This window comes from uncultured Phyllobacterium sp. (assembly GCF_902479695.1).
GTDB lineage: Bacteria > Pseudomonadota > Alphaproteobacteria > Rhizobiales > Rhizobiaceae > Phyllobacterium > Phyllobacterium calauticae.
The window spans coordinates 172,354-189,642 of record NZ_CABSQF010000001.1 but is presented as its reverse complement, the minus strand read 5'-3'; the positions used below and the strand labels follow the sequence as shown (position 1 = coordinate 189,642).

Sequence of the window (17,289 nt, the reverse complement as noted above, 5' to 3'; positions counted from 1 at the left end):
TCTTTCGGGCGAGGCGCAAGCACCATGAGCAAAGAAGTGGAGGATTGGTCAAATGGTTGAAGAAGCGAAAGGGGCGAGGCCCGCTGAAAAGGTGTATTCAGAACCTGAAATTATTGCGAGACTCGAGAAAGATCTGCCGCACTGGCGCTATGAGAACGGCTGGATTCGCCGGAAATACAAGACGCATGGCTGGAAATCGACCCTGATGGTCATCAATACTATCGGTCATCTGGCGGAGGCGGCCTGGCATCATCCGGATCTTAAGGCATCGTATGCCTGGGTGGAGGTGCTGTTGATGAATCATGCTGCCAAAGGCGTTACAGACAAGGACTTCGATCTTGCAGCGAAGATTGAAAGCGTTGTCCAATGGCAGCCGGGCCAGGAGGCGGGATCGCTTGAAGGGACGCCGCAAACTGACCAGCGCTTTGCCTATATCAAGTACGACAATTGATCCCGTAAACTTTTGCGTCTCCACAGGGTTCACATTCGAGAAAAAATAGCTAAGCTCAGGTTGGCACCAGAAAGTTGCGGAATATGTCGGTTGCATGGATTGGCAGCCAGCCGGTACCTTTGACGGATGCAATTCGGAATGCTGCGAAGCTTCTGGCATCATGCCGCTGCCCAGTTTTCACTCTCGATACGGATGTGCATGGTACGCGCAGCACCATCGCGTTGGCGACCATGTTGGGCGGCGCTTACGATCACGCCAAAGGTCAGGTGCTTGCAAATGAAGTTGCATTGTTCACGGATCATGGCGGCATGTTCACGACACCGGGAGAAGCGCGCCGTCGCTCCAGCCTGATCATTCTGGTCGGTGAAATCCCGCCCCTGCACCACGACCTTTTGCAGGCCTGGGCGGCCTCGCAACCCGATCTTGGTGACAAACACAGCCGTCGCTGGTTTCACATCGCGAGCGATGAAACGAGTTCATCGCATGGCAAGCTTCTGCGGCAGTTGAAGGCTAAACCGCTGCGCGGCGAGGGCCTTTCGCTGGAAGCGACGCTGGCGCTTCTGCGGGCTCGATTGCAGGGCCGTCCTGCATTGTCCTCGCTGAGCAATATCGATTCTTTTGAAAAGGCCCTGGCGACCGCGCAATTCCCGGTTTTCGCGTTTTCCGGCAGTTCAGTTGAAACTGCGGGTCTCGTCATGTTGCAGGGGTTGATCGCCGACCTGAACAGAAAGGGGCGTGCCAGCAGTGTATTCCTGCCGGCTGATGACGATGCATGGGGTTCTGCTCTTGCCTCGCTGTGGATGACCGGATTTCCACTCCGGACAGGTTTTATCAATAGCCTCCCAAGCTATGACCCGGTGCAATGGGACGTCCAGCGCATGATTCATGCGAAGGAAGCGGATCTTCATGTCTGGGTGTCGGGGCGCGGCGGTCAAACTCCCCCCAAGGGGGAAAAGATCGCCTTGATTTCGTTGAGCCGGACCGAAGTACCAACAGCTGGCGCGTCGGTAACGATTGCCGTTGGTCAGGCTGGGGTGGATCATGATGGTGTTGCCTATTCGAGCCGGATCGGCACGTTCAGAGCGGTACAGGCCGTCACGCCGTCGCATCTGCCCAGTGTTTCAAAGGTCATAGGCCAATTGGCTGATGCATTGCCTGGAAGAAGGGAATTCGCATGCTGATCCGCTTGTCAGGTGGTGACGTCGTCGACCCAGTCAACGGCAAAACCAGCCAGCGTGACGTTTGGATCAGGGATGAGGTGCTCATCGATGCGCCAAAGGGTGAAGCGGCAGATCAAACCCATGATGTTTCGGGTTGTATCGTCATGGCTGGCGCTATCGATATTCATTCCCATATCGGTGGCGGCAATGTGAATACCGCGCGGCTGCTCCTGCCGGAGCATCACGCGGCACACATGCCAAGGCCTGCCAATACGCCACTGTCGAATGCAGGCTGGTCGACTTTCCAGACCGGCTGCCTCTATGCGCAAATGGGTTTCACGACGGTGGTGGAGCCGGCCATGGCGCCCTACACCGCGTTGCATACGCATCTGGAGCTGGCCGATATTCCGATTATCGACAGGGCGACATTGGCGATACTCGGCAATGACGATTTTACCCTGTCTTTGCTGCGTGACGGCAAATCGTCGGCAATGATCGACGACTATGTGGCGTGGGTGGTTGGTTCAACACGCGCTCTTGGCGTCAAAGTCATCAATGCCGGCGCAGCTGCGGCGTTCAAGGACAATGTCCGCTCCTTCGCGCTGGATGACGTGGTTCCGGAATATGGCGTCAGTTCACGCAAAATCGTTAAGTCGCTTCAGTCCTCCGTGACCCGGCTTGGCATCCCGCATCCGCTGCATGTCCACGCCAACAATCTCGGCATTGCCGGCAGCGCCGATACGGCGGCTGCAACCATCGCGGCAACGGAGGGCGTGCCCCTGCATCTGGCCCATCTGCAATTCTATGGCTATGGCACCGGAGGCAAGCGGAAGTTCTCGTCGGAGGCAGCGCGGCTGGCCGAAGCCGTCAATGCCAATCCCGATGTCACAATCGATGTCGGTCAGGTCATGTTCGGCCAGACCGTGACAATTTCCTCAGACGTGATGCGGCAGTTTTCCGCCATCGGCAACGCCAGTCCGAAGAAGACGGTCATCTTTGATGGCGACGGCAATGGCGGTGGCGGAATCGTGCCCTACCGCTACAAACAGGATTATTACGGTTCGCTGCAATGGGCTATCGGGCTTGAGCTCTTCCTGCTGATCACCGATCCATGGCGGGTGTTCTTCACGACCGATCATCCCAATGGCGCACCATTCACGGCCTATCCGGAATTGTTCGAGCTGCTGATGAGCAGTGCGTCCCGCGACACGAAATCGGCGGAGCTCAATGCTGCCGCGCTTGAACTGACGACGCTCGCGTCGGTTCGTCGCGAATATACCCTGGAAGAGATCGCGATCATGACCCGGGCGGCGCCCGCCAAATTGCTTGGCCTCAAGGATCGCGGTCATCTGGGAGCAGGGGCGATTGCCGATATCGCCATATACCGGAAGGACAGGGATATCGCCAAAATGTTCCGCGAGGCCGCATTGGTTTTCAAGAATGGCGATCTGGTCGTTAAAAATGGCAAGGTCAGTCGATATCGTTGGGGCAAAACGCTTCGGCTCAATCCGCCGCCCGACAAGGCAATAATCAAGCGCATGAAGACCTATCACGAAGAGCGTTATGGACTGTCACTGGACTGGTTCACATTTCCGGATTCTGCCATCCAGCGCGACGAACCGTTTGCCGAGGTGCCATGCAACAGCTGAGCCGCAATGGCGTTCTTATTGACGATACCTTCGCCGAAGCTTTCGGCATGCGTGCGACGGCGATCATCATCACTGCGCCGAGCCTGAAATGGGCGCGGCAGGCCGCCATCACCATGACAGGCTATGCGACCTCGGTTATTGGCTGCGGTTGCGAGGCCGCTATTGATGTCGATTTGCCCGCATCCAAGACGCCGGACGGGCGGCCGGGATGCCGCGTGATGATTTTTGCCATGGGAACCGACGATCTGCAGAAGCAATTGAAAAGCAGGCTTGGCCAATGCGTGCTGACTTCGCCGGGAAGTGCCTGTTTTGCCGGTCTCGAAGGTACGGCACCGCTCGACCTCGGCAATTCGCTGCGCTATTTCGGCGACGGCTGGCAGATATCGAAGAAATTTGGCGGAAAGCACTATTGGCGCGTTCCGGTCATGGATGGCGAGTTCCTGTGTGAAGCAACAACGGGGCTGACCAAGCTTGCGGTTGGCGGTGGCAATCTGCTGTTTCTCGCGGCCGATAACGCCAAAGCCTTGAATGCAGCGGAATACGCGGTTGCCGCCATTGAGAAAGTAGCGGGAGCGATCATGCCATTTCCCGGCGGTATCGTCCGTTCCGGTTCGAAAGTGGGCGGAAAATACAAGGGGATGATGGCTTCTACCAATGACGCATTTGCACCGACATTGCGCGGCGTTGTTGACAGTGCCTTGACGCCCGGGGTCAACGCGGTGCTTGAAATCGTCATTGATGGAGAAACCAGTGATGCTGTTGCGGCTGCCATGCGCGCGGGGTTGAAGGCGGCCATTGATCTTGGCCCGGAGAAGGGCGCGTTGCGGATAAGCGCTGGCAACTACGGCGGCAAGCTTGGCAAATTCCATTATCATCTGAAGGATTTGCTGCCATGAAAGCGTTGACCTTCTCGCTGTTGGCCCTACCGGACGAACGTCTGGATCTATCATGCCTCACGCCTGCTGCTTTGGCCGGACTGACGGATGTCCAGATTGCCAAATTGCGCATCGGGACGAGTCGCAATCCGGCTCTGGTCGGCGATGTGTTCAGGATCACCGGCAAAGACGTGAATAATATCGTGTTCGAGGGCGGCAGTTCGCGGTTTGACAAGGTGGGGGCAGGGTTGAGTGCCGGATCAGTCCGAGTGATGGGCGATGTCGGCAACCAGGCGGGCAGAAGGCTGTCCGGCGGCACGCTGTATGTGGACGGGAGTGCCGGAACCCATGCCGGTTCGGGCATGATCAATGGACGGCTCGAGATCAAAGGCAATGCCGGAGACTATCTCGGTGGGCCGCTTGCCGGTGAAATCACCGGCATGGAGGGCGGCCTGTTGATCGTCCGCGGGAAGGCCGCAGATTATGCGGGGGACCGCCTTCGCCGCGGAACAATCGCGATATTCAAAGGTTGTGGCGATTATGCCGGCTATCGCATGATCGCCGGAACAATTGTCATTACCGGCCGTACCGGCGCCATGGCTGGCTATCTCATGAAGCGCGGTTCATTGCTGCTTGATCGCCCGCCGGAGAATTTGTCGCCAACTTTCATGCCGTGCGGCGAGCCTGATATTGCTTTTTCCCGGCTGTTCGATCGCTTTCTGATGGATGAGAAAATCATGGACAAGCCGCTTCTCGGTCCAAAACCGGGAAGATATGGTGGCGATACTGCGGTGTCTGGTAAAGGGGAAGTGCTATTTCGACAACAGCATCGTTGAAGGCCTGAGCCGAATTCAGCGATGGCTGCGCATGAACTGTATACTTTATTGGTGCCAATAACAGAGAAAATTGTCGACAATATCGTTGACAAAGCAAAATCCTTGTGGCCTATGGAGGGAAATAAAAGTCGCGGGCAAGCCTAGCGACGGGGCACACATGAGGAGGAAATGCCGATGACGCGACTGCGAAAATCCGTCTTGGTGGCAATGACATCGTTGCTATTGTTTGGAACAGCGGCAGAGGCTGCGACACTGCGGTGGGCCGGGCAACGGGACATATTCTCCCTCGATCCCTATTCCTACGGTTCGACATCCAATCTGGCATTTCTCAATCATATCTATGAAGGCCTGGTCCGTTACACGCCTGAGTTCAAGGTTGTTCCGGCGCTAGCCACGGAATGGCAGCTGATCGACAACAAATACTGGCGTTTCAAACTCCGCCAGGGCGTGAAGTTCCATAATGGCGCGGATTTCAATGCCGATGATGTCATTGCATCGCTCAAGCGTGTGAGTGATCCGAGCTCACCGCTCAGGGGCAACATTCCTCTCTACGTCGGGTCGAAAAAGGTCGACAATTATACGGTCGATATTGAAGTCTCGGCACCGTCGCCGCTCTTTCTCAACGATCTGACGAACATCTTCATGTTCAATGCGCAATGGCTGATCGACAACAAGAGCGAAAAGCCCACCGACGTGGGCGCGCAAGTCGAGGGCTACACAACCTACCACACCAACGGGACCGGGCCTTTCAAGCTTGAAAGCCGCGTTCCAGACAGCAAGACAATCCTTGTCGTGAACGACGGCTGGTGGGACGAGAAGAAGCACAATATCGATCGCATCGAGTTTACACCGATTACATCTGCGGCAACGCGGGTCGCCGCTCTGTTGTCCGGGGAAGTCGATCTGGTTGATGCGGCGCCTATCCAGGATATTGGCCGGCTTGAATCAACGCCGGGCATCAAGGTCGACAAGCGCTCGGATCTGCGAACCATTTCCATCGCATTCAATCGCCGGGAAAAACTGACGGACGGGCGTGACAATCCATTCAACGATCTGCGGGTGCGGCAGGCGTTCGATCATGCGATTGATCGGGACCTCATCAACAAGAAGGTGATGCGCGGGCTGGCGCATCCAGCCGGGGCCCTGGTTGCGCCGGAGATACCGGGCTACAGCGCGGAACTGGACAAGCCTGCAACCTATGATCCGCAATTGTCGCGCAAGCTTCTGGCCGAGGCTGGAAAGAGCGATCTTGCCTTTACCTATCTTTGCATGAACGATGAAAGTGTGAACGAGGAGGACGTTTGCTCTGGTGTCGTCAACATGCTGACGCGCGCCGGCTTCAAGCCGACGCTCGATATCGGCCCGCGTGCCGTGCAGACACCAAAACGCTCGAGCGGTAAATCCGACGTGTACATGGTGGGCTGGGCCAACGAGCCCACGCTCGATGCCTATTCGATTCTGGTTCAGGTGCTTTCCACCCGTCACGGTGCCGATGGTGTCGCAAACTATGGCGGCTGGTCGTATCCCGAACTCGACAAGATGGTCAAAGAGGCCGCCACGGAGCAGGATCGCGACAAGCGTCTGGCGATTGAAACCGCCGCGCTGAAATTTGCGAAGGATCAGGCAATCATGATCCCGCTGCACCAGCAGCCGATGGCATGGGCCATGACCAGTAAAATCGAAAATGTCGTGATCCGAGCCGACAACAAGCCGCGGCATTGGCTGACACGCATGACAGACTGATCTGCAGCGCCTTTGGCGCTGTCTGATAACCAAGGCAAGACCTCCGTTCAAGGAGGCGGCAAACGTCCAGAAGCGGAGCAAACCACAATGTTGAAGCAACTAGGCCTCGCGGCCACGGTGGCAATGAGCCTGATTTTTCCAGGCCAAGCCGCAACACTTAAATGGGGTGCGCCCCATGATATATACTCACTCGATCCCTATTCCTACGGTGACAGCTATACGCTTGCTTTCCTGAACCACGTCTATGAAGGCCTGGTCCGGTACGACGCCAAGCTGAAGATTGAGCCAGCCCTTGCCACATCGTGGGAGACGGTGTCGGACACGGTCTGGCGGTTTCATCTGCGCAAGGGTGTGAAATTCCACAACGGCGCGGGTTTTACTGCCGATGACGTCTTGGCGTCGCTCACACGCGTGAGTGACAAGACCTCGCCCTTGCGTGGAAATCTGCCCGCCTACAAATCGGCAAAAAAGGTCGATGACTATACGATCGACATCGAGCTGACGGGTCCGTACCCGCTTCTGCTCAACGATCTGACCAACATTCACATCTTCAATGCGGCTTGGCTTGCGGAGAACAATTCTTTGAAGCCGACCGACGTCGGCGCAAAGCTCGAGGGCTATGCGACCTATCATGCCAATGGAACCGGCCCCTTCACCATTGAAAGCCGGGTGCCGGACAGCAAGACGGTTCTCGTCAAGAATCCGAATTGGTGGGACAAGTCTGAAACCAATATAGACCGTATCGAGTTCACCCCGATAACATCGGCAGCCACCCGCGTTGCGGCTCTCCTGTCGGGGGAGATCAATTTTACCGATAACGCGCCCTCCCAGGACCTGCCCCGCCTCTCGGCCCAACCCGAACTCAAGGTCATGGAACGGACCGATCTGCGGACGGTCATGATGGGGTTCAATCGCAAGCCGAAGCTCACCAACGGCGATGACAATAAGTTCAATGATCTGCGTGTCCGGCAGGCATTCGCCCATGCACTGGACCCGCAACTGATCCAGAAGCGGATCATGCGCGGTAAATCACGTACGGCGGGTGCGATTATTGCACCGGAAATTCCGGGCTATACCGAGGCGCTCGACAAGCCGGTTTCCTATGATCCGGAACTGTCCAAGAAGCTGTTGGCAGAGGCTGGGGCAAAGGATTTCGCTTTCACGCTCGTGTGCACGACAGACGCCTATGTCAACGAGGAAGAGCTCTGCCAGGGCATGGTCAACATGCTGAGCCGTGCGGGCTTCAAGCCGCAGCTTGACATTGCACCGGTGGCGGCACAAACGCCCAAACGGACCAATGGCAAGGCTGATGTCTATCTGATCGGTTGGGCGAACGAGCCGATGCTCGACAGCTACTCCATTCTGCTGCAGATGATTGAGACGAAGTCGGACAATGCCGGTGTCTTCAATTGGGGCGGCTGGAGCTATCCCGAAATCGACAAGCTGGTCATACAGGCCTCGACGGAGATGGACAGGAACAAGCGGCTGGCGCTGCAGACCAAGGCCCTGCAGATGGTCAAGGATGAGATCATCATGCTTCCCTTGCACCAGCAGCCCATGGCTTGGGTGATGACGGACAAGATCGATCATATCGTTCAACTGCCCGACAACAAGCCTCGTCACTGGTTGACGCATTTTGCCAAGTAGATGTGGCGGTCTGCCTTGACGGGTTCAGGGCAGACAGAATTAAGGGAGGCGACAGATGCTGGTTTTTATTGTGAGGCGCTTGGCAAACGCAATCCTGGTGATGCTCGCAGTGGCTATGCTCGCCTTCCTGATTTTCCGGCTCGCCGGCGATCCGGTTGAGCTTATGGCGAATGAACAGATGACGCAGGCCGATCGCGACAATCTGCGTGAACGGCTGGGTCTCAACGATAACCTGCCTACCCAGTACGTCCGCTTTGTCATCCATGCGGCTGAGGGCAATTTCGGTATCTCCTATCGCAACGGCCAGGATGTTCTGACGCTGATCGCAGACCGGTTTCCCGCAACCCTGGAACTGGTGCTGGTGGCAACACTGATTTCTCTGGTGTTCGGCATTCCTCTTGGCGTTCTTACGGCGATCAAGCGCGGTAAGTGGTACACGGAAGGGCTTCAATTTCTCTCCATTGTCGGCGTGTCGTTGCCGAGTTTCGTCGTCGGTATCCTGCTGATCCTAGTGTTCTCGGTCAGCATGGGGTGGCTGCCGGCATTCGGACGCGGCGACGTCGTCAAACTTGGCTGGTGGTCGACCGGGTTGCTGACATCGTCGGGACGGGCCGCCCTCATCCTGCCGTCAATCGCGCTGTCGCTCTACCAGATCACGCTGATCATGCGGCTGGTGCGGGCAGAGATGCTGGAAGTGCTCCGGTCCGACTACATTAAATTCGCCCGGGCGAGAGGCATTCCCCGCTGGCGCATCTATTTCCGCCACGCACTGAGAAACTGCCTCATGCCGGTTGTCACGATGACGGCAATGAATGTGGGCTCATTGATCGCTTTCGCGCTCATCACGGAAACCGTGTTCCAGTGGCCGGGTATGGGCATGCTGTTCATCCAGGCTGTAACATTCATCGATATCCCCGTGATGGCGGCCTATCTGTGCATCATCTCTTTCATTTTCGTTGTTCTGAATATGCTCGTGGATATCGCTTATGCGGTCATCGATCCGCGTTTGCGCAGCACACGCTAGCCCCAGAGTCAGGGACCTGTCCGATGACAACAGACGTATCGAAGACACCGAAAGCGCCAAGGCCTGCACGAGCGCCGCTTCTCAGGCGCATGCGCAACAGCGACCTCTGGTGGTCATTCACGCACAGCAAGGTAGCAATCGCGGGCGCCATCATTCTGGCAATCCTGATCTTGACGGCACTGTTTGCGCCGCTGATCGCGGCTCAAAACCCCTATGACGGGGCACAGCTGGACATGTGGAAAGCGGAGCTGCCGCCGATCTGGGAGCAAAATGGTGAATGGCCCTATCTGCTCGGAACCGATACGCAAGGCCGCGATATGCTCTCGGCCATCCTTTACGGGACACGCATCTCCATTTTCATCGGCATTGCGTCGGTCGCCCTGTCCCTGGTGATCGGCATGAGTGCCGGCCTCGTGGCGGGTTATTTCGGCGGCTTTGTCGACAATCTTCTGATGCGCATCGGCGATGTCACGCTTTCGATCCCTACCATTCTCGTCGCCATTCTGGTTTCGACGGTCGTCCGGCAAATGCTTCCCGCGGAACTTCGGGAAATGGGGGCTTCGGCCGTGCTGGTGTTTGCTATCGCGCTGTCGGCATGGGTTCAGTATGCGCGCACGGTTCGCGCCCAGACGATTGTGGAGAGCGGCAAGGACTATGTGCACGCAGCCAGGCTCATCAAGGTACCGGCTCGCCGGATCATGGCCAACCATATCCTGCCAAACACGCTCACACCGGTCCTTGTGGCAGCGACATTGAACTTCGGCATGGCGATTTTGACTGAGGCGACGCTGTCTTTCCTCGGCATAGGTATGCCACCCAGTCAGCCGTCGCTGGGAACCTTGATCCGCATCGGCAACCAGTTCCTGTTTTCCGGTTCGTGGTGGATCGTGCTGTTTCCCGTGCTCCAGCTTTGCCTTCTCGTCGTTGCGGTGAACCTGTTGGGCGACTGGTTGCGCGACGCTCTAAACCCGAAATTGAGGTAGATGACACATGACCAATCTATTGCTCCGTAATGTACGGCCCATGGCTGGCGACAGCTGTGATGTCCTGATCAAGGATGGGAAAATAGCCGGTTTCGGTCAATTCGCACCGGAGCCCGGCATGCCGGTCGAGGATGGAGGCAACTCCATTGTCATTCCGGGTCTCATCGATGCCCATACGCATCTCGACAAGACGACATGGGGCATGCCGTGGCACGAGAACAACCGGGCGGCCGTGCTGCGCGAGCGCATTGATTTTGAGCGCGAGAACCGCAGTGCGATCGGCATTGATCCGCACCGGCAGTCCATGCGGCATGCGATCGGGCTGGCGGCGCATGGTGCAACCCATATCCGCAGCCATGTCGATATCGACCCGACCCACGGCCTGTCCATCGTGGAAGGCGTTTGGGAAACCCGCGAGAAATTGCGCGGCATCATCGATATCGAAATCGTTGCCTTCCCTCAGTCCGGTGTCATGGTCATGCCCGGCACCGCCGAACTGCTTGACGAGGCGCTGCGGCAAGGTTGTGAGGTGCTGGGAGGTATCGATCCCTGCGGTATAGATCGTGACCCGAAGGGCCAGCTCGACACGATATTTGCGCTTGCCGTCAAACATCAACGGCCGATCGATATTCATCTGCACGAGGTCGGGGATCTCGGCGCATTCACCATGGAGCTCATTTTTGAGCGTATCCGCGCAAACGGCATGCAGGGTAAAGTTGCCATTAGCCACGCGTTTGCGCTCGGGATGAACGACTATCTGCGGGTCGGAAAGCTGATGGATGAACTCGCAGCACTCGATGTGGCGATCCTCACTACGGGCGCGCCGTCTGCTTCGGTTCCGTCAGTCATGCGACTGAAGGAAGCCGGCATACGCGTCGGCGGCGGCTGCGATGGTATTCGCGACACCTGGGGGCCATGGGGCCAGCCCGACATGCTCGACCGTGCCAAGATCATCGGCATGAAAAACGGGCTGCGGAAAGACCGCGAACTCGAACATGTTCTGCATATCGTCTCGCAGGGCGGCGCTGACGTGATGCAGATCGAGGGCTATGGTCTGCAAGTCGGGTGTACGGCCGACCTGACCCTTCTGACGGGTGAGACCCTGGCGCATGCGGTTGTCGACATTGCCCCGCGTCCGCTGGTCATCAAGGGCGGACGTGTCACGGCACGGCAAGGCCAAGCCATTGTGGACATGCCATGACAAAAGCCGGATTCGAGACGCTGACGCTTGGCCGCAGGCCCGAAGGGCGGACGCTGTTGACTGCCGATTGGGTGCTTGGCCATCGTGATGGGGCCCATAGGCTTGTCCATAAAGGAGAAGTTGTATTCGAGAACGGCGAAATTCTGTTCGTCGGGCATCACTTTCCAGGAGAGGTGGCACGCCGTGTCGATTTCGGGAGATCGCTGATCAGTCCAGGGTTCATCGACCTTGACGCACTCTCCGATCTCGACACGACGATCCTCGGCATCGACAACCATCCGGGTTGGGCCAAGGGGCGGGTCTGGCCCCGCTCTTATGTTGAGGCGGGCCCCTACGAGATGTATACGCCGGAAGAGTTGGCCTTCCAGAAGCGGTTTGCCTTCGGTCAGCTTCTGTTGAACGGCATAACCACCGCCGCGCCGATCGCGTCGCTGTTCTATCGCGAGTGGGGTGAGACCGTTGCCGAGTTCGATGCCGCTGCGGATGCGGCTGGAGACCTCGGCTTGCGGGTCTATCTCAGTCCCGCCTATCGATCGGGCGGCATGGTCCTTGAAAATCCAGGGCATATACGCCCGGTGTTCGATGAGCAGCGCGGCTTGCGCGGCCTGGAAGATGCCGTGCGCTTCATCGAACGGCAGACCGGCCGTCACGGAGATCTCGTGCGGGGTATGCTTGCGCCCGACCGTGTTGAGACATGCACGGCCGGATTGCTGCAACGTACCGATGCCGCAGCACGCGAACTCGGTTGCAAGATCCGCCTGCACATGGCGCAAGGCGTCATGGAGGTCGATACGGTCCGTGCGCTGCATGGCTCGACAGCGCCGGTCTGGCTCGCGAAATCGGGACTTTTGAGCGAGCGGTTGATTGCGCCGCACGCAACCAGCGCAACGGACGAAGATCTTCGCCTTTATGCGGCCAACGGTGTTTCAATTGTGCATTGTCCGCTGGTGTCTGCCCGCGGCGGCAACACGCTGAACTCGTTTTCCGCATGCCGGAACCGCGGGATCAATATTGCGATGGGTACCGACACAGCACCGGCCGACATGTTGATGAATCTGCTCATCGGCCTGATCACATCGCGTATCAATGACGGGGTGCCGGACCGGGTGCGCAGCGCTGATCTTTTCGACGCCGCAACGCTTGGCGGTGCGCGGGCGCTCGGCAGAACGGATCTTGGCCATCTTTCACCGGGGGCGCGCGCGGATATTGCGGTGTTCGGCCTTGACGATGCGATCATGGCGCCATCAATCGATCCGATCACGACGCTTGTTACCGGCGGATCTGGCAAGGTGACACGGGCGGCCTTTGTCGACGGGCGTCCTTCCATGCTGTTCGGTGAGGTTGCAGGCATCGACATGATGTCTGCCCGGGAACGCATACAGAAACAGTTTGACGGACTGATTGCCAAATATCCCGAGCGAAGCTGGGCGCATCCATCGGTCGCCGAAATATTCCCTCCGAGTTATCCAATAGAGAGCAGCGCACATGGGTGAAACAATGGATCAGCCCATCCTTGAGGTTCGCAATCTCACGGTGGAATTCCCCGGACGCCACGGAACGGTGGCCGCGCTTTCGGATGTGAGTCTCGACATCCGGGCAGGCGAGATTCTTGGCGTGGTCGGCGAATCCGGAGCCGGCAAGTCGATGACCGGTCTGGCCATTCAAGGTCTTCTTGAGCGCCCCGGCCATATCAGCGGCGGCGAAATCTGGCTCGAAAATCGCCGGATTGATACCCTTGATGACTATGAGATGGAAAAAATCCGCGGCCGCAAAATCGGTGCGATCTTTCAGGATCCACTGACCTCGCTGAACCCGCTGTTCACGGTGGGTGCCCAACTGAGCGAGACAATCCGCCAGCATCTCAACATGAGCAAATCGCAGGCGAAAGCCCGGGCGATCGAATTACTCGGAGAGGTTGGCATTCCTTCTCCGGATGAGCGGGTGAACCATTATCCGCATCAGTTCTCGGGCGGGATGCGGCAGAGAGTGGTCATCGCCCTGGCACTCGCGGCCTCGCCCAAGCTGGTGATCGCCGATGAGCCAACCACGGCGCTGGACGTATCCATTCAGGCGCAGATCATTTCGCTGCTGCGTAAACTTTGCAAGGAGAAGCGCACGGCTGTCATGCTGGTCACCCATGATATGGGTGTCATCGCAGAAGCAGCCGACAGAGTGGCGGTCATGTATGCGGGCCGGTTGATCGAGGTTGGTTCGGTCAATCAGGTGTTGCACGCGTCGGCGCATCCCTACACGCGCGGCCTCATGGCTTCCATTCCGGCACTTGCTGCCCGCGTGGAACGCCTCAACCAGATCGACGGATCCATGCCCCGGCTAGATGCGATTCCGGATGGGTGTGCTTTCAATCCGCGCTGCAAATCGGTCGGACCGCGTTGTATTCGAGAGCAACCTGAACTCATGCCGGCGGGCGATGGCGCAAGCGCCTGCTGGCTCAACGCGGGAGGAACAGCATGACCGGGACCGGACAAAAAATGCCGGCTTTTACCGCCGAACGTCTCGTCAAGACATTCGACGTCTCGGCACCGTGGCTGAGCCGGGTTATCGAGCGCAAACCGCGTCAGCTTCTGCAAGCCGTCAATGACATCAGCTTCACCGTGCCCACAGGCGGATGCCTTAGCATCGTCGGAGAAAGCGGCTGCGGCAAATCAACGGTTGCGCGTCTTGTAACCGGGTTACATAAACCCAGCAGTGGCGAACTTCGCTTTGCACCGGGACGCAATGGGGCGCCACTTTCGGTGCAGATGATCTTCCAGGATCCCTATGCCTCGCTCAATCCCCGGTGGCGTGTGAAGAACATCGTTGCCGAGCCGCTGCGCGAGATGAAGCTGCTCAAAACGTCGAATGAAATCGCTGATCGCGTTGAGGAACTGCTCGAGACCGTCGGGCTATCGGCTTCGGATGGCGAAAAATATCCGCATGAGTTTTCGGGCGGTCAGCGCCAGCGTATTTCAATCGCACGGGCGCTCGCCAGCGAACCCGAATTCCTCGTATGCGACGAGCCGACATCTGCGCTCGATGTGTCGGTGCAGGCGCAGGTTCTCAACCTTATGCGCAAGCTGCAGGACGAACTCGGTCTTACCTATCTGTTCATCAGCCATGACATGAGCGTTGTCAGGCATATGTCGGACCGCATTGCGGTGATGTATCTCGGGCGTATCGTGGAAGAGGGGGATACGGAAGAGCTGTTTGCCAATCCGCTGCATCCCTATACGCGGCTTCTCTTGCAGACGATCCCCAATGTTCAGAAGCCGAACAGGGACCGGGTCGTTGGCGGCGGCGAGGTGCCGAGTCCGCTCAAGCCGCCATCCGGTTGTACTTTTCACCCGCGGTGTCCGGTTGCCATTGGACGCTGCTCGGCCGAAGTGCCAGAGGTTCGTACTCTCCAGGGCGGCACGCGCGTGGCATGCCATCTGGTCGAGGAGAAGATTGCAACTGCAGCAGAATGACGGTCAGCGGTTCAGGCCAGCGCGGAACGCAAATCGTGCGGAAGATCACGGATTTCGCTCAGATCGAGCTCGGCCTCCACATGTTCAAGGTGGTGCTCCATGAGCCCTGTTGCCTTGGAAAGATCGCCATTTGCGATTGCGTCGACAATTTCGGCGTGTTCGTCCGGCCCGCAGTTGAAGCGATTGGTGTTGCGGTAGACCGCAGTGATGAGGGAACTTCTTGCGATCAGATCGCGCATCGTGGCGAAAAGAAAGTCCGAGTTCGCGACCTCTGCAAGCAAGAGATGGAAGCCGCCTGACAGCTTGATGATATCGGTCGTGCTATCCTGTGCATTGGCGGTTCGTTCTTTGGAAACATGGGTTCGCAGCCGCGTGACATTTACCTTGGAGATTGATTTGCAAAGCCGCTCGACAATACAGCGTTCGACCGCACGGCGGACAAAGAAGACATCCCGTGCTTCATCCACCGAAGGTTGGCAGACAAATGCGCCGCGGTTCGGGATGATCGTGACGAGCCCATCCCGTTCAAGTGCAACCAATGCCTGGCGGATGCGGGCACGACTGACGTCGAAGATCGCTGCCAGTTGCCCTTCCTTGAGTTGCACGCCGGGCCGAAGCCTGCGCTCGGCAATGGAAAGCCATACCCGTTCAACAATCTGCTGTGTTGAAGCCCCTGCTTGTTCAGTCATGTACCTGTCTCCCGATTGTGACAGACAATCGCGATCAAATGGAAAATGTCAACTCGTTTTGTCTGCATGATTGTAGACAATAATGCCCAATAATTGTATACTATATAGCGAAACGGGAGAGTCGGCATGCAGTTTGATTTTACAGAGCTTGAACCGGAGAGCCGATATCGTCTGCTGACGAATTTTATCGGCCCGCGGCCGATCGCCCTCGTAACGACCCGTTCAAGCGCCGGCCACAGCAATGCGGCGCCGATGAGCTTCTTCAATGTGTTCTCGCATGATCCGCCGATCCTGATCCTCGGTGTACAACCACGGCCATCGGGGGAAGAGAAAGACACGATCGCCAATATCCGCCGTACGGGTGAGTTTGCCGTCAACATGGTGGATATGAGCATGGCGCAGCAGATGCTCATTTGCGGGCTGGGTTTCGACAGCGAGGTCGATGAACTGGAGATGGCCGGTCTTGAGGCGGCCGCATGCAATCAAATCGATGCGACGTATGCTGCCACGGCTCCCTGTGCCCTGGAATGCCGCGTCGAGCGCCTGATCGAATTTCCGAAGCGGGTGCTTGTCCTTGGCGAAGTCGTCCATATGCATGTGCGCCGCGATTGCCTTGACGCGGAGGGGCGCTATGTCAATCCGGACGTTTATCAGCCCATCGCCCGTCTCCACGCCGATAATTACATCACATCCGATCGACAGTTCGTTCTGGCGCCTCCGCCAATTGCCGATTTTACCAAATCCCGCCGCGATTAAGTGGCGCTGAAGGAACTCGACCGTGCATATTCTTCTCATCAATCCAAATTCCACTGCGTCCATGACTTCCCAGGTTCTGGAAAGTGCCGTCCGGGTGGCCTATCCGACAACGCGCGTCACCGCGGTTAATCCCGTGGATACGCCGGTAAGCATCGAGGGTGGGGCCGACGAGGCCATGGCTGTTCCGGCCATGCTTTCCGAAATACGCAAGGGGCAGGCGCAAGGCGTGGATGCCTATGTCATTGCCTGCTTCGATGATCCCGGCCTGCATGCGGCACGCGAGATTGCACGGGGCCCCGTGATCGGCATCTGCCAGGCCGCCATACAGGTCGCGATGACCATCAGCCGGCGCTTCACGGTGATCACGACATTGCCCCGCTCCATTCCGATCATCGAAGATCTGGTCAGTGCTTACGGCGCGAACCATCATTGCCGCAACGTGCGCGCCATCAATCTGCCGGTGCTGGGACTGGATGAAGACCCGGTCGAGGCAGAGCGTCTTCTCGTGCTTGAAATCGGCAAGGCGAAACTGGAAGACCGCGCGGAAGCGATCGTTCTTGGCTGTGCCGGCATGTCGTTGTTATGCGACCGGCTCAGCGCCGCGACCGGTATTCCCGTCATTGACGGCGTCACGGCAGCCGTCAAGGTTGCCGAAGCGCTGGTCGGGGCCGGATACAAGACATCCAAGGTGAATGGCTATGATTTCCCCCGGATCAAATCGCCGTCCCCCGCATCCAACGTGGAGCAGGTGGGCAATTTGGCGTGATCATCCGTCAAGGTAGCGGCCGATATGGGTTGCCTGCCGGGGCCG

At 57.8% G+C, this 17,289-nt stretch carries 16 protein-coding genes; 15 read left to right on the top strand and 1 reads right to left on the bottom strand.

Annotated features, from left to right (window positions below; translation table 11 throughout):
• Window positions 1-52 precede the first annotated feature (52 nt).
• The 13 genes from RDL77_RS00870 (at window position 53) to RDL77_RS00810 (ending at window position 15,033) form a co-directional block, all read left to right on the top strand.
• Window positions 53-451, top strand: a complete 399-nt coding sequence (locus RDL77_RS00870; RefSeq protein WP_288191461.1) for a 4a-hydroxytetrahydrobiopterin dehydratase — start codon at window positions 53-55, stop codon at window positions 449-451.
• Window positions 452-534: 83 nt separating this feature from the next.
• Entirely contained in the window at window positions 535-1,632 is a 1,098-nt protein-coding gene (locus RDL77_RS00865; protein WP_288191460.1) for a tungsten formylmethanofuran dehydrogenase, read from the top strand.
• Window positions 1,626-3,260, top strand: coding sequence for a formylmethanofuran dehydrogenase subunit A (locus tag RDL77_RS00860; RefSeq protein WP_288191458.1), 1,635 nt, complete (start codon window positions 1,626-1,628; stop codon window positions 3,258-3,260). The genes RDL77_RS00865 and RDL77_RS00860 overlap by 7 nt, the downstream gene beginning before the upstream one ends.
• Window positions 3,248-4,156, top strand: coding sequence for a formylmethanofuran--tetrahydromethanopterin N-formyltransferase (fhcD, locus tag RDL77_RS00855; RefSeq protein ID WP_288191456.1), 909 nt, complete (start codon window positions 3,248-3,250; stop codon window positions 4,154-4,156). The genes RDL77_RS00860 and fhcD overlap by 13 nt, the downstream gene beginning before the upstream one ends.
• The gene (locus RDL77_RS00850; RefSeq protein WP_223614331.1) at window positions 4,153-4,971 is read left to right on the top strand and encodes a formylmethanofuran dehydrogenase subunit C; all 819 of its coding nucleotides are present in this window, start codon (window positions 4,153-4,155) and stop codon (window positions 4,969-4,971) included. The genes fhcD and RDL77_RS00850 overlap by 4 nt, the downstream gene beginning before the upstream one ends.
• A 174-nt stretch (window positions 4,972-5,145) precedes the next feature.
• Window positions 5,146-6,714: an ABC transporter substrate-binding protein gene (locus RDL77_RS00845; RefSeq protein ID WP_223614330.1), complete on the top strand. Its 1,569-nt coding sequence runs from the start codon at window positions 5,146-5,148 to the stop codon at window positions 6,712-6,714.
• A gap of 87 nt (window positions 6,715-6,801) precedes the next feature.
• Window positions 6,802-8,361, top strand: a complete 1,560-nt coding sequence (locus RDL77_RS00840) for an ABC transporter substrate-binding protein (RefSeq protein WP_223614329.1) — start codon at window positions 6,802-6,804, stop codon at window positions 8,359-8,361.
• A gap of 55 nt (window positions 8,362-8,416) precedes the next feature.
• Window positions 8,417-9,385, top strand: a complete 969-nt coding sequence (locus RDL77_RS00835) for an ABC transporter permease (protein WP_223614328.1) — start codon at window positions 8,417-8,419, stop codon at window positions 9,383-9,385.
• 23 nt (window positions 9,386-9,408) lie between these two features.
• Entirely contained in the window at window positions 9,409-10,368 is a 960-nt protein-coding gene (locus tag RDL77_RS00830; protein WP_288191455.1) for an ABC transporter permease, read from the top strand.
• A gap of 7 nt (window positions 10,369-10,375) precedes the next feature.
• Window positions 10,376-11,569 carry an amidohydrolase family protein gene (locus RDL77_RS00825; RefSeq protein WP_288191454.1) on the top strand — a complete coding sequence of 398 codons (1,194 nt, stop codon included), beginning with the start codon at window positions 10,376-10,378 and terminating at the stop codon, window positions 11,567-11,569.
• Complete coding sequence (locus tag RDL77_RS00820; protein WP_288191453.1) at window positions 11,566-13,062, top strand: amidohydrolase family protein; 1,497 nt, start codon at window positions 11,566-11,568, stop codon at window positions 13,060-13,062. Before RDL77_RS00825 ends, RDL77_RS00820 begins: the two co-directional genes overlap by 4 nt.
• Before the next feature lie 4 nt (window positions 13,063-13,066).
• Window positions 13,067-14,041, top strand: coding sequence for an ABC transporter ATP-binding protein (locus RDL77_RS00815; RefSeq protein ID WP_374042630.1), 975 nt, complete (start codon window positions 13,067-13,069; stop codon window positions 14,039-14,041).
• Complete coding sequence (locus RDL77_RS00810; protein ID WP_288191451.1) at window positions 14,038-15,033, top strand: ABC transporter ATP-binding protein; 996 nt, start codon at window positions 14,038-14,040, stop codon at window positions 15,031-15,033. The genes RDL77_RS00815 and RDL77_RS00810 overlap by 4 nt, the downstream gene beginning before the upstream one ends.
• An 11-nt stretch (window positions 15,034-15,044) precedes the next feature.
• On the opposite strand, the gene RDL77_RS00805 is transcribed toward RDL77_RS00810, so the two are convergent.
• Window positions 15,045-15,722 (bottom strand): GntR family transcriptional regulator, encoded by a 678-nt coding sequence (locus RDL77_RS00805; RefSeq protein WP_223614320.1) that lies wholly within the window; start codon window positions 15,720-15,722, stop codon window positions 15,045-15,047.
• Window positions 15,723-15,848: 126 nt separating this feature from the next.
• On the opposite strand from RDL77_RS00805, the gene RDL77_RS00800 reads away from it, so the two are divergent.
• The gene (locus RDL77_RS00800) at window positions 15,849-16,478 is read left to right on the top strand and encodes a flavin reductase family protein (RefSeq protein WP_288191449.1); all 630 of its coding nucleotides are present in this window, start codon (window positions 15,849-15,851) and stop codon (window positions 16,476-16,478) included.
• Between the two features lie 22 nt (window positions 16,479-16,500).
• Window positions 16,501-17,244, top strand: a complete 744-nt coding sequence (locus RDL77_RS00795) for an aspartate/glutamate racemase family protein (protein WP_288191447.1) — start codon at window positions 16,501-16,503, stop codon at window positions 17,242-17,244.
• Window positions 17,245-17,289: the final 45 nt, after the last annotated feature.